The sequence below is a fragment of the Kitasatospora sp. NPDC004240 genome (genome assembly GCF_053603215.1).
Window position 1 is genome coordinate 72115 of sequence record NZ_JBSGFD010000011.1, and the last position, 11980, is coordinate 84094.

Below are 11980 nucleotides of genomic sequence, written 5' to 3' on the forward strand. Positions count from 1 at the left end.
CGGGCCGGTGACCGCCGCCGGACCGGTGCGGGTCCGCGGGCCGGTGCGGGTCGGGGGTGCCGTGCGGGCCCACGGGGTGATCAGCCCCGCCCGGTGCTCAGCGAGCCCCGGGCGGCGAAGACGTCGAACTCGGCGCGGGGCGCCGCGGCCATCCGCCGGCCCACCTGGCGCACCAGGCCGTGCATGGCCGTCGCCATCAGCTCGGCGTCCACCTCCTGGTCGGCCACCACCGCCAGCTGGCTGCCCTGCGCGGCGGTGATCACGAACAGCCAGATCTCGGCCAGCTCCACGATCACCTGGTGCACCGGGCCGCCCTGGAACAGCAGCCCGGCACCCCGGGCCAGGCTCTGCTGGCCGGTGGCGATCGCGGCCAGCCGCTCGGCGTCGGCCCGCTCGATGGCGCGGGAGTGGCTGAGGACCAGGCCGTCGTCGGAGAGCAGCACGGCGTTCCTGGCCCCGGGGACGGACTCGACGAGTCCGTCCAGCAGCCAGTCCAGGTCCTGGTGGGTGGGGCTCGCGTGCGTCATGGCTGGTCATCCGTCCTAGGCGTGAGGGGGTCCGGTCCGTGCGGGTCCGGTCCGTGCGGATCGGGGGTGGGGAGGCCGCGGGCCTCGCGGGAGCGGCGCTGGAAGGCGCCGATGGCGGCGCCCGAGCGGCGGACGGCGGGCTCGGGCCGGCCGGGGCCGGCCGCGTGCCGGGCGGCGTGCCGGACGGGCTGCCCGCCGGCGTGCTCGGGTCCGGCGGGCCAGGGGGCCGCGCCCGGGTCGGTCCCGGGCCGGGGCTGCTGCCGCGCCTGGACGCGCGGGGTGTCGTCCGGGGGGTCGAGGTGGGTCACCCGGGCGTAGGCGATGTCCGGGTAGACGGGGGCGTCCGGGGCGGCCTGGTCGTGCCGCAGCGGCTGGCCGGGCTCCATCGGCTCCAGGTACTCGACCGGCTCGTGGTCGGCGTACCGGGTGTGCTCGGTGTACACCGGGGCGGGGGTGACGGGTGACACGGATGCGACGGATGCGACAGGAGGGGCGGGTGCGGCCGACGGGGTGGTCGTGACCGGTGGGGCGGTGGCCCGGGACGGGGTGGCGGGCGGCTCCGGTACGGGCTCGGGCCCCGCCGGACGCGCCCCTTCGGGCGCCGGTGCGCGGTGGCGGCGGGCCGCGTGGGGGAGCGGGGCCGCCGGGGCGGGGCCGGGCAGGCCGGCGTCCCCGTCGATCACCAGCTCCTCGGGGAGCAGCACCACCACCCTGGTCCCGCCGAAGGCCGAGGGCCGGAAGTCCACCTTGAGCCCGGTGTCGGCGGCCAGCCGGGCGACCACCGCGAGGCCCAGCCGGATGTCGTCCACCCGGGCCAGCACGTCCGTGCCCGGGGGATCGCGCATCAGCTCGTTGGCCGCCTCGTACTGCTCGGGGTCCATGCCGAGGCCGCGGTCCTCGATCTCGACCGCGAGGCCGCGGCCGACCATGGCCGCCCGGACGTCCACCGGGGTCGGCGGGCGGGAGAAGCAGGCCGCGTTCTCCATCAGTTCGGCGATGACGTGGGCGACCGGGCCGACCGCCGGGCCGGTCACCCAGGGGTGGCCCTCCACGTCCAGCATGATCCGCCGGTAGTCCTGTACCTCGCCCTGCGCGGCGCGCAGCACGTCCAGCAGCGGGACGGGCTTGCGCCAGCGCCGCTGCGGCTGGCCGCCGGCCAGGATGACCAGGTTCTCCTCGTAGCGGCGCAGCCGGGCGGTGAGGTGGTCCAGGTCGAAGAGTCCCTCCAGGACCTCCGGGTCCTCGTGCTTGCGCTCCAACTCGTCCAGGCGGCGCAGCTGTTGGCCGATGAGCAGCTGGGTGCGGCGGGCGATCCGCTGGAGCAGGAGGGCGAAGCCGCGGTGCTGCTCGGCCTGCCGGGCGGCGGTCCGCAGGGCGGTGGCCCGGGCGAGGTCCAGGGCCCGGCCGAGCCGGTCGAGTTCGTCGCCGCGGGGGCGGGCCGTGCCGCCCGTCGCGGCGTCCCCGGTGTCGACCGGTTCGCCGCGTTCCAGCCGTTCCACCAGCTCGGGCAGCGAGCGCTCCAACTCCTCCGCCCGGCCGTGGAGTTCGAGGATCCGCAGGCGCAGTGAGCGGGTCAGCCGCCAGCCGGTCAGCAGGACGGTGAGCAGGGTGGCCAGGGTGACCGCGGCGGTGATCGCGATCCGGGTGAGCAGGGCCCGCACCGCGCGGTCGTCGGCCGCGCCGACCGCCTCGGCGCGGCTGGTGAGCGCCCTGGTCAGGGCCGGGTCGAGCTGGTCGAGGGCCTGGCGCCACTGGTCCTGGGCGGCCGGCAGCCGGACGGTGCCGTTCGGTTCGGGTGCGGCCGGACGCAGCAGTGCCTGCTCGACGGCGCTCTTCGCCTGCCAGGCGGGTGAGTCGAGCAGGCGCCGCCAGTCGGCGGCCTCCCCGGCGGGCAGTGCCGGCGCCACCCGTGCGTCCAGCAGGTGCTGCTGGGCGCCGATGGCCTGCTGCACCTGCTGGAGGTCGGCCGCGGCCAGCCGTCCGGCGGGCCAGCCGCGGGCCAGCAGGGCGTCCTCGCGGGCGAGTTGTTCCGCGGCCCAGCGGGCGTCGGCCAGGATCCCGGCGCCGGGGACGGTCGCGCCGTCCCCGGTGTCGCGCAGCGCCGCCAGCAGGCGCAGGTCGAGGGCGATCAGCTCGGTGTAGTAGGCGAACACCGTCTGCTGGTCGGCCGTGGCGCGGTCCACGGCGGTGCGCTGCTCGGTGAGGCGGCCCAGGGCCCGGCGGGTGTCGGCGAGCGCGGCGCGCGCCTCGGCGCCGGAGCCGTCCGTCAGGGCCTGGAAGGCGTGGACGGCCTCGTCGGCGGACTGCCGGCGGCGGCGCAGCGCCTCGGTGGCGGCGGCCCCGGGCCGGGCGAGGGCCTCGGCGCTGAGCCGGCGCTCCTCCTGGAGCCGGCGCCGCAGTTCCTCGGCGGGCTGCTCGGCCTGCTGGGCGAAACGTCCCTGGTCGGACCGGGTGCGCAGATCCAGGAGGTCCCGGCCGCCGGTCACCGTCCAGAGGGCGGCGAGGGCCAGGGCGGGGACGACGGCGAGGGCGAGCAGGGCCGTCCGGAGGGACAGGCGTGGACGCCTGCGGGGGTCCTTCGGCGTGGGGGAGCGCCGATTCGCACGCGCGCGCAGAGCTGACTCCTTGGGACAGGAGGCCGGCCCGGGGTGGGGGCCGCGCCGTCCGGGGGCACGAGCTTTGGACGAAGCGATACTAGTCATACCGTGTGTGAGGAGTGAAAGGCAGTTCGTCGTCCGGACGGTATGCACACACGGTCTTAACATCACGTCATACTCCCGTTAATGGTTGGTCGACGAAGTGCGCTTTGCCGGATTTCGTGATCACCCATCGACGCAGGTGGGCGGGGCCGCGTTCGGGGCGTCCGGCGATGTGCGGATGTTGTGCGGATCATTTCGGCTGGGTGAACACGCCCCGCGGCGCCGCGTCCGAGGTGCCCGGCTCCGGCCAACTCGGCGTGTTCCCAGGCATACTGACGGTAGGTCGGTAGAGTGCCCGTCCATGGACTCCTCACCAGGTCATGGACGGTTGGCGGGCAAGGTCTGCGTGGTCACCGGCGCGGCGAGCGGGATCGGCCGGGCGGTGGCCGAGCTCTTCGCCCACGAGGGCGCGGCGGTCGTCGCCACCGACATCGACGCCGAGGGCCTGAGCCGGCTCGCCGGTGAACTCCCGGACGCCGTCAGCACGGTGGTCGGCGACGTCTCGCGGGCCGAGGACGCCCGTCGGATGATCCGCGCCGCCGTCGAACGGCACGGCCGCATCGACGTCCTGGTCGCCAACGCCGGGGTGATCCCGCTGATGGAGATCACCGAGGCCGAGTCGGACGACTGGGACCAGGTGATGGCCGTCGACGGCCGCGGCATGTTCCTCACCTGCAAGTACGCGATCGAGGCGATGAGCGGGGGCGGCGCCGGCGGCGGCTCGATCGTCTGCGTCTCCTCCATCTCCGGCGAGGCCGGCCAGCGCGGTCAGGCGGTGTACGGGCCGGCCAAGTTCGTCGCCTCGGGCCTGACCAAGCACCTCGCCGTCGAATGGGCCGACCGGGGGATCCGGGTCAACGCCGTCGCCCCCGGCACCATCACCACCGAACGGGTCCGCCGGCTGCGCGACGAACCGGGCGGCCCGGAGTACCTGGAGGCCATCGAGCGGCTGCACCCGATGCGGCGGCTGGGCGCGCCCTCCGAGGTCGCCGCGGCGGTCCTCTTCCTGGCCTCCGACGAGGCCTCCTTCATCACCGGCGCCGTCCTGCCGGTGGACGGCGGCTACCTGGCCCAGTGAGGCGCCCGGCCGGTGGCGGCCGGTGGGCTGTCGGCGGGTGCGGTCAGTGGTGCCGACGGGCGGCGAAGGGCTCGGGCGTCTCGGCCGGCTCCCCGGTGAACCCGACCTCGCCCCGGTGCAGCACGTGCACCACGGCGGCCCCGGCCAGCGTCCTCGGCAGGGTCTGCGCGGAGAGCACCACCGACAGGCGCCCGGCGGCCGCCGCCTCCAGCAGGTGGGCGTGCAACCGGGCGGTGACGGCCGGGGCCAGGCCGCGGTCCGGCTCGTCCAGCAGGAGCAGCCCCGGACGGTCGGCCAACGCCCGCCCCAGCGCCACCAGTTGCTGCTGGCCGCCGGAGAGCGTGCCGGCCCGGCGGGGCAGCAGCGCGGCCAGCTCGGGGAACAGCGCCAGCACCTCGGCCCGGTGCCGGGCCTGCCCCGGATCGAGGTCCAGGTGCTCGGCGACGGTCAGCGAGCCGAACACCGCCCGCTCCGCCGGCACCAGCGCCAGCCCCTCCCGCACCCGCCGGTGCACCGGCACCGCCGTGACGTCCCGCCCGCCCCGCAGCACCCGGCCGTCCGACAGCCGTACCACCCCGGCCAGGGCGTGCAGCACGGTGGTGCGGCCCGAGCCGTTGCGGCCCAGCAGGACGGTCACCGCGCCCCGGGGGAAGTCCAGGTCGACGCCGTGCAGGGCCTCCAGCGGGCCGTAACGGACGCGGGCGGCGAGCAGCCGGGCCTCGGGCGGCATCGGTCACCCACCCGAACCCCAGGCCGCGGCCACCCGCCGGTCCGCCAGCACCCGGGCCGCCGGACCGGCGGCCACCACCCGGCCGTCGGCCATCGCGTAGACGGTGTCGGCGAGTTCGGCGACCAGCTCGGCGTCGTGCTCCACCAGCAGCAGCGCCATGCCCCGCCCGGCCAGCTCGCGCAGCACGGTCACCAGGCGGGCCGTCTGCGCGGTGTCCAGCCCGGCCGCCGGCGTCGCGCTCGCCGTCGGCATCGTCCTGTTCACCGCCCAGCGCCGCACCGAGCCCCCGGTCCACCCGGACGCGGCCCGCGACGGTGACAGCGCCATCCTCAACGGCGGCCTGATCGTCCTGGTGTTCACCTTCATCGCCACCGGCGCGATCTTCGGCTCGGTCGAGATCGTCACCGTCGCCTTCGCCGACGCCCAGGGCCACAAGGGGCTGGCCAGCCTCGTCCTCGCCGTCTGGGCGCTCGGCTCGGGCCTGGCCGGCATCGTCTACGGCGCCCTCAGGCCGAAGGGGTCACTGGCCAACCGGTTCTTCCTCGGGGTGCTGATGATGGCGCTCAGCATGGTGCCCGTCCTGCTCGTGGCCTCGACCGTGAGCGGCATGGGCGGCCTGCTGGCCGCCGGCGCCGCCCTCCTGGTGGCCGGCGTCGCCATCTCCCCCACCCTGATCTCCGCGATGGCCCTGGTCGAGCGGCTCGTGCCGCCCGCCCTGCTGACCGAGGGCATGGCCTGGACCACCACCGGGCTCGCCATCGGCGTCGCCCTCGGCTCCTCCCTCGGGGGCTGGGTGGTCGACGCCTTCGGCGCCGCGGCCGGCTACTGGGTGCCGCTGGTGGCCGGGGCCTTCGGGGTGTTCGTCGCGCTGGCCGGACTGCACCGCCTGCGGGCCGGCGCGGCGGCTCCCGACGAGGCCGAACCCGCCGGACGGACCGTGGACCTGGAACGGTGAACTGACTAGTCTCGCCCTACCCGTGGCACTACCCGCGGGTAGGGCGGCGGGTGGCGCCGCTCGTCCCCCGAGCGCGAGCCGACCCGTTCGGCCACGGAGCAGGAGGCACCGCATGCCCCAGGCCAGTACCGCACTCCCCCGCTGGACCAACTGGGCCGGCAACCAGAGCGCCCGGCCCTCCAGGGCGGTCACCCCCGGGACGGCGGAGGAACTGGCCAAGGAGATCGGGCGCGCCACCGCGGCCGGCCGCCGGGTGAAGGCCGTCGGCTCCGGCCACTCCTTCACCGCCATCGCCGCCGCCGACGACGCCGTCCTGGTCCGCCCGTACAACCTGACCGCCGTCCGCGGGGTCGACCGCGAGAACGGCACCGTCACCGTGGAGTCCGGCCTCCCGCTCGCCCGGCTCAACCGGCTGCTCGCCGCGGCCGGGCTCTCGCTCACCAACATGGGCGACATCGAGGTGCAGACCGTCGCCGGCGCCACCTCCACCGGCACCCACGGCACCGGGCGCGACTCCGGTTCGCTCGCCGCCCAGATCCGGGGCCTGGAGATCGTCCTCGCCGACGGCACCCTGCGGCGCTGCTCCGCCACCGAGCACCCCCGGCTGTTCGAGGCCGCCCGGCTCGGCCTCGGGGCGCTCGGCGTGATCACCGCGCTCACCTTCGCCGTCGAACCGGCCTTCCTGCTCACCGCGCACGAGCAGCCGATGGGCTTCGACGAGGTGCTGGACCGGCTCGACGAGCTGACCGCCGTCAACGAGCACTTCGAGTTCTACTGGTTCCCGCACACCGACCGCTGCTCCACCAAGCGCAACAACCGCAGCCAGGGGCCGGCCGCCCCGCTGCCCCGCTTCAAGGGCTGGCTGGAGGACGACTTCCTCTCCAACACCGTCTGGGAGGGCGCCTGCCGGGTCGGCCGCCGCTTCCCCGCCGCCGTCCCCACCATCGCCTCGCTCGCCAGCCGCGCATGGTCGGACCGCAGCTACACCGACACCGCCCACAAGGTGTTCACCAGCCCCCGCAAGGTGCGCTTCATCGAGATGGAGTACGCCGTGCCGCGCGAGGAGGTCGCCGAGGTGCTGCGCGGGCTCAAGGCGATGGTCGAGCGCTCCGACTGGCGGATCAGCTTCCCCGTGGAGGTGCGCTTCGCCCCCGCCGACGACCTCTGGCTCTCCACCGCGCACGGCCGCGACAGCGCCTACATCGCCGTGCACCTCTACCGGGGCACCGCCGAGCAGGGTTACTTCACCGAGGTCGAGAAGCTGATGACCGCCCACCGCGGCCGCCCGCACTGGGGCAAGCTGCACACCCGCGACTCCGGCTACCTCGCCGGGGTCTACCCGCGCTTCGCCGACTTCACGGCGGTGCGCGACGAGGTCGACCCGCAGCGCGTCTTCGGCAACGACCACCTGCGCCGGGTGCTGGGGGCCTGACCCGCCCGGCCCGCCCCGGTCAGGGACTGTCCGGCTCAGGGCCCGCCCGGCTCAGGGCCCGCCCGGGTCAGGGCCCGTCCGGGTCAGGGGCCGTCCGGGGCGGCGGTCGGTACGGGCACGGCGCCGGCCGTACCCGGGTCCCGGGCCCCGTCCGTCCCGCTCGCGCCGGCCGACGGGGGCACCGAGGTGGGTGACCCGGTCGGGGAGGCGGAGGTCGCGGACGGCGAGGGGGCGGGCGCGCTCGGCGAGGACGTACCGCCGCCCTCCCCCTTCTCCTTCTCCGCGCCCGGGGTCGCGCCCGGGCTCTCGGCCCGCTCGGGCCGGGGCGAGGGCGAGGCGCCGCCCGGGGCGCCGGCCGTCGTCGGCACGGTCGTCGCCGACGGTCCGTCACCCGGGGTGCCGGACCGCTTCGGACCCACCGTCCCGCCCAGCGAGGTCCCGCTGCCGCTCTCCCCCTTCACCGTGGCCGACACCGGCTGACCGGTCGCCAGCTCGAAGGCGAGGATCGGCACCGTCCCCAGCGCGAACACCAGGGCCGACACCACGACGTACGACTTCCAGGTCCACCGCCGGCGCGCCCGCAGCACCCGGGGTTCGTTCCAGCCGGACGGCGGCCCGGACGGCACCCGGCGCAGTTCGTCCACGCTCCGGGCGGGGCCCCGGTCCACCGCGTCGCGCAACTGTTCACCGGTGCGCCGGAATATGTGCTGGAACACCGCACCGCCCACCGTCGCACCGACACTCACCACGGCCGCGCCCAGTATGGTTCCGTAGACGCCGAGTTCGGAGGCGAGCAGCGCCCCCACCACGGTGGCCAGCGCACTCGCCGCGACCTGAGCCGCACTCAGATCGATTCGCCCGCGACCTTCCCCGCCGCTCTCCCCGTCGGTCTTCCGTTCCGGCATCGACTTCCCTCGGTCGGTACGACTGTTCGAGGTTCCGGACTCGAACAAGTCACTCCATCCTGCCCAAAGAAGGACACAAGGGGCGAAAATCCGGTTCTCCGTCATCGATATATGTGAAGATGATCACCGTGCGCCGACCAACGGTCGGCCATTGGGGGTGCGCTCTCTTGAGATTCCCGTGAATCGCGGGAGACTTGAGCGGCGAGCCGCCCCTTCGGATGCCACGAATGGAGTACTGTTCGTAAAGCCCGACCCCTGGGTCGACTTGTCGACTGCCCATCAACAGGCAGCCTGACGAAGAGCCACGGACCGGGCACGCACGGCGACGCCCGTCCCGGATCGTCGCTTCACTCCACGTGCGAGGACGGCCGGGACACCCAGGCGCGACGTCGACGGATGACGTGGCAAAAAGGCAACCGTGCCACAGCGGCGTGCCCGGGCGTAAGCCCGACACGCCGGGGAACTCAGCAAGGTTGTGGCCAGTCGCGAGCGGGCAGGCCACACTCAGTACGGGAGCAGCGACGCAGGTGACGTCGGCAGGCACCACCCGGGAGGTAACCGTGCCCGAACTGCGGGTTGTGGCCGTCAGCAACGACGGCACACGGCTGGTGCTCAAGGCTGCCGACAGCACGGAGTACACCCTCCCCATCGACGAGCGGCTGCGCGCCGCCATCCGCGGCGACCGGCCGCGCCTCGGCCAGATCGAGATCGAGGTCGAGAGCCACCTCCGCCCCCGGGACATCCAGGCGCGGATACGAGCCGGTGCCTCCGCCGAGGAGGTCGCCCAGGCCGCCGGCATCTCCGTCGACCGCGTCCGCCGCTTCGAGGGCCCGGTGCTCGCCGAGCGCGCCTTCATGGCCGAGCGGGCCCGCAAGACCGCGATCCGCCGGCACGGCGAGTCCACCGGCCCCCAGCTCGGCGAGGCCGTCTCCGAGCGGCTCGCGCTGCGCGGCGCCGAGAAGGACACCGAGCGCTGGGACTCCTGGCGGCGCGACGACGGCACCTGGGAGGTCATCCTCTCCTACCGCGCCGACGGCGAGGGCCGCAGCGCGTCCTGGACGTACGACCCGCCCCGGCGCCTGGTCCAGCCGAACGACGACGAGGCCCGCGCGCTGATCGGCGAGAACGTCGAGCGCGAGGAGGAGTCGGTCTTCCCGTTCATCCCGCGCATCGCCCGGCTCCCCCAGGAGCGTCCGCCGCGCCCGATGATCGAACGGCCCTCCGCCGACCGCATCATGTCGGCACGGGAGGTCCGCGAGTCCCGCGAGGCCACGGCCGAGTCCCGGGACTCGCTGACCAGCCTGCTGGACGTCGTCCCCGCCTTCCGCGGTGACCTCGCCCCGGCCCCGATCGAGCCGCTGCCCGCCGCCGAGGTGGTCACCGAGGAGGCGGAGGAGGCCGCCGCGGCGGCCCCGGCCGTCGGCGCGGGCTCCGCGTACGCGGACATCCTGATGCCGCGGGCGGTCGCCCCGCACCGCGAGCGGCTGGTCGGCACCACCGACCGGCAGGCCGAGGCGGACGGCGTACGGCCCGGGCGCCGGGCCACCGTGCCCAGCTGGGACGAGATCGTCTTCGGCAGCCGGCGCAAGAAGCAGGAATAGCGTCACGACCGACGGCGGCGCGGGAGACCCCTGGTCCTCCGCGCCGCCGTTCGTCGTTCCGGTGGTGGCCGGGATCAGCCCGGCTGGTCGGTGACCGCCACCGGCCGGCTCCCGTCGGTCGACCACTCGCTCCACGAGCCCGGGTACAGCGTGGCCGGCAGCCCCGCCACCTCCAGCGCCAGGATCTCGTGCGCCGCCGTCACGCCCGAACCGCAGTACACCCCGACCTCCCGCTCGCCCGCGCCCAGCGCCCGGAAGCGCTCGGCCAGCTCCCCGGCCGGCCGGAACCGCCCGTCCGGGCCGACGTTCTCGGTGGTCGGCGCGGAGACCGCGCCCGGGATGTGCCCGGCCTTCGGGTCGATCGGCTCGCTCTCGCCCCGGTAGCGCTCGCCCGCCCGGGCGTCCAGCAGCAGCCCGGTCCGGGCCAGCGCCGCGGCGCCGTCCCCGTCCACCGTCGGCAGCTGCCCCGGCACCGGCTTGAAGTCGCCGTCCCCGTCCGCCGGCACCTCGGTGGTCACCGGCAGACCCGCCGCCCGCCAGGCCGCGAAGCCGCCGTCCAGCACCCGGACGTCACCGTGCCCGGCCCAGCGCAGCAGCCACCAGGCCCGCGCCGCCGCCATCGAGGTCGCGCCGTCGTACACCACCACCGGCCGGCCGGCCGAGACCCCGAAGCGACACAGCGCGGCGCCGAACTCCTCGACGTCCGGCAGCGGGTGACGACCGCCCCGGCCGGGCGGACCGGCCGGCGCGGCGAGATCGGTGTCCAGGGAGACGAAGTGCGCGCCCGGCAGGTGGCCGGCGGTGTAGTCCTCGATCCCGGGCGGGCCGCCGAGCTGCCAGCGCACGTCCAGCAGCACCGGCGGGTGCTCCGAGGCGAGCGCCCCCTGCAGCTCGGCCGCGGAGATCAGCGGCGAGTCAACGTTGTTGGTGGTCATGGCCGTCATTCTCGCGCAGAGCCATCACCGTCGACCTCTTTGTGCGGTCTTTGCCGGACTTTCCGCGCGGCCGGACGGTTGGGCGCGCCCCGGGGTGGAACGATCACCCTCACGTGCGCACCACCGTGCGCCCACCGTCCGTGAGGAGGCCCGCACATGCCCGCGGTGAAGCTCCGCCTGGCCCAGGGCACACCGTGCTGGGTCAGCCTGATGACCGACGACCTGGCCGGCGCCCGCGCGTTCTACGGCGAACTGTTCGGGTGGACGTACACCCCCGGGCCCGCCCAACTCGGCGCCTACGTCCGGGCCGAGCTGGCCGGGGCACCGGTCGCCGGGCTCGGCGTCGCCGCGGTCCCCGGCTTCCCCGTGCGGTGGACCACCTACTTCGCCGTCGACAACGCCGACCAGGTCACCCAGCGCGTCCGCGAGTGCGGGGGCACGGTGGCGGTCGGCCCGCTGCAGGCCGAGCGGGCCGGACGGCTCGCCATCGCCGCGGACCTCGACGGCGCGGTGTTCGGCCTCTGGCAGGGCGAGGAGCACCTCGGCCACGAGACCTCCGGCGAGCCGGGCGAGCCCGTCTGGACCGAACTGCTCACCCCGGAGCCCGAGTCGGCCGCCGCCTTCTACGGCATGGTCTTCGGCCTGCCGGTCACCGCCGGTCCGGACGGGCCCGGCGGCCCGGGGCAGAACGGCCCAGGGCAGGACGGCGCCGGGCAGGACCGCGCCGGGCAGGACGGGCTGCTCGTGGACGGACGCCCGGTCGCCGGCATCACCGGCGAGGCGCCGCACGGCCGTCCGCCGCGCTGGCGGATCCACTTCGCCGTCCACGACGTCGAACTGACCGCCCGTCGGGCCGTCGAGCTGGGCGGCCGGGTGCTGGCCGCGCCGTACGACACCCCGCGCGGCCGGGTGGCCAGGCTCGCCGACCCGCGCGGCGGGCGCTTCGCCGTCCTGGAGTCCTGAGCCCTGAGACCTGAGCCTCGGCCCAGGAGACCGGAGCGGGGCCCGGGAGGCCGGAGCGGGCTAGACGAGTAGTTCCGAAGTCGGTCAGTGGTCGTAGGCGATCAATGAGCGGGTGACGGGTTGGCCGGTGGTGCGGTTGTGCCAGATCGCGCAGG

The 11980-nt window shown here is 75.5% G+C and carries 11 protein-coding genes; 5 read left to right on the top strand and 6 right to left on the bottom strand.

Annotated elements, in window-relative coordinates; genetic code table 11:
• Nucleotides 1-80: 80 nt before the first annotated feature.
• Together ACWEQL_RS05410 and ACWEQL_RS05415 are read right to left on the bottom strand one after the other, a co-directional pair.
• Nucleotides 81-527: a roadblock/LC7 domain-containing protein gene (locus tag ACWEQL_RS05410; protein WP_452148833.1), complete on the bottom strand. Its 447-nt coding sequence runs from the start codon at nt 525-527 to the stop codon at nt 81-83.
• Nucleotides 524-3229 (bottom strand): nitrate- and nitrite sensing domain-containing protein, encoded by a 2706-nt coding sequence (locus tag ACWEQL_RS05415; protein ID WP_452148834.1) that lies wholly within the window; start codon nt 3227-3229, stop codon nt 524-526. Before ACWEQL_RS05415 ends, ACWEQL_RS05410 begins: the two co-directional genes overlap by 4 nt.
• Nucleotides 3230-3527: 298 nt before the next feature.
• On the opposite strand from ACWEQL_RS05415, the gene ACWEQL_RS05420 reads away from it, so the two are divergent.
• The gene (locus tag ACWEQL_RS05420; protein WP_452148835.1) at nt 3528-4304 is read left to right on the top strand and encodes an SDR family NAD(P)-dependent oxidoreductase; all 777 of its coding nucleotides are present in this window, start codon (nt 3528-3530) and stop codon (nt 4302-4304) included.
• A 43-nt stretch (nt 4305-4347) separates the two neighbouring features.
• Here the strand turns inward: ACWEQL_RS05420 and ACWEQL_RS05425 are convergent, their stop codons facing one another.
• Both ACWEQL_RS05425 and ACWEQL_RS05430 read right to left on the bottom strand, forming a co-directional pair.
• Nucleotides 4348-5034, bottom strand: coding sequence for an ABC transporter ATP-binding protein (locus ACWEQL_RS05425; RefSeq protein WP_452148836.1), 687 nt, complete (start codon nt 5032-5034; stop codon nt 4348-4350).
• A gap of 3 nt (nt 5035-5037) precedes the next feature.
• Nucleotides 5038-5286 (bottom strand): hypothetical protein, encoded by a 249-nt coding sequence (locus tag ACWEQL_RS05430; RefSeq protein WP_452148837.1) that lies wholly within the window; start codon nt 5284-5286, stop codon nt 5038-5040.
• Between ACWEQL_RS05430 and ACWEQL_RS05435 the strand changes: the two genes are divergently transcribed.
• On the top strand, nt 5246-5989 hold the full coding sequence (locus tag ACWEQL_RS05435) for a hypothetical protein (protein ID WP_452148838.1): 744 nt from the start codon (nt 5246-5248) through the stop codon (nt 5987-5989). The two genes, ACWEQL_RS05430 and ACWEQL_RS05435, sit on opposite strands and share 41 nt — an antisense overlap.
• Nucleotides 5990-6101: 112 nt before the next feature.
• Nucleotides 6102-7421, top strand: a complete 1320-nt coding sequence (locus ACWEQL_RS05440; RefSeq protein ID WP_452148839.1) for a D-arabinono-1,4-lactone oxidase — start codon at nt 6102-6104, stop codon at nt 7419-7421.
• Nucleotides 7422-7504: 83 nt separating this feature from the next.
• Here ACWEQL_RS05440 and ACWEQL_RS05445 read toward each other — a convergent pair whose 3' ends face one another.
• A complete protein-coding gene (locus ACWEQL_RS05445; RefSeq protein WP_452148840.1) occupies nt 7505-8326 on the bottom strand; it encodes a hypothetical protein in 822 nt (273 codons plus the stop codon).
• A gap of 527 nt (nt 8327-8853) precedes the next feature.
• Here ACWEQL_RS05445 and sepH point away from each other — a divergent pair.
• Complete coding sequence (gene sepH / locus ACWEQL_RS05450) at nt 8854-9927, top strand: septation protein SepH (RefSeq protein ID WP_452148841.1); 1074 nt, start codon at nt 8854-8856, stop codon at nt 9925-9927.
• Between the two features lie 74 nt (nt 9928-10001).
• On the opposite strand, the gene ACWEQL_RS05455 is transcribed toward sepH, so the two are convergent.
• On the bottom strand, nt 10002-10862 hold the full coding sequence (locus ACWEQL_RS05455; RefSeq protein ID WP_452148842.1) for a sulfurtransferase: 861 nt from the start codon (nt 10860-10862) through the stop codon (nt 10002-10004).
• 156 nt (nt 10863-11018) lie between these two features.
• On the opposite strand from ACWEQL_RS05455, the gene ACWEQL_RS05460 reads away from it, so the two are divergent.
• Complete coding sequence (locus ACWEQL_RS05460; RefSeq protein ID WP_452148843.1) at nt 11019-11825, top strand: VOC family protein; 807 nt, start codon at nt 11019-11021, stop codon at nt 11823-11825.
• The last annotated feature ends 155 nt before the right edge of the window (nt 11826-11980 follow it).

Coding starts and splice junctions, on each gene's coding strand:
- ACWEQL_RS05410 (WP_452148833.1), bottom strand. CDS start 527: ATGACGCACGCGAGCCCCACCCACCAGGACCTGGACTGGCTGCTGGAC.
- ACWEQL_RS05415 (WP_452148834.1), bottom strand. CDS start 3,229: ATGACTAGTATCGCTTCGTCCAAAGCTCGTGCCCCCGGACGGCGCGGC.
- ACWEQL_RS05420 (WP_452148835.1), top strand. CDS start 3,528: ATGGACTCCTCACCAGGTCATGGACGGTTGGCGGGCAAGGTCTGCGTG.
- ACWEQL_RS05425 (WP_452148836.1), bottom strand. CDS start 5,034: ATGCCGCCCGAGGCCCGGCTGCTCGCCGCCCGCGTCCGTTACGGCCCG.
- ACWEQL_RS05430 (WP_452148837.1), bottom strand. CDS start 5,286: ATGCCGACGGCGAGCGCGACGCCGGCGGCCGGGCTGGACACCGCGCAG.
- ACWEQL_RS05440 (WP_452148839.1), top strand. CDS start 6,102: ATGCCCCAGGCCAGTACCGCACTCCCCCGCTGGACCAACTGGGCCGGC.
- ACWEQL_RS05445 (WP_452148840.1), bottom strand. CDS start 8,326: ATGCCGGAACGGAAGACCGACGGGGAGAGCGGCGGGGAAGGTCGCGGG.
- ACWEQL_RS05455 (WP_452148842.1), bottom strand. CDS start 10,862: ATGACCACCAACAACGTTGACTCGCCGCTGATCTCCGCGGCCGAGCTG.
- ACWEQL_RS05460 (WP_452148843.1), top strand. CDS start 11,019: ATGCCCGCGGTGAAGCTCCGCCTGGCCCAGGGCACACCGTGCTGGGTC.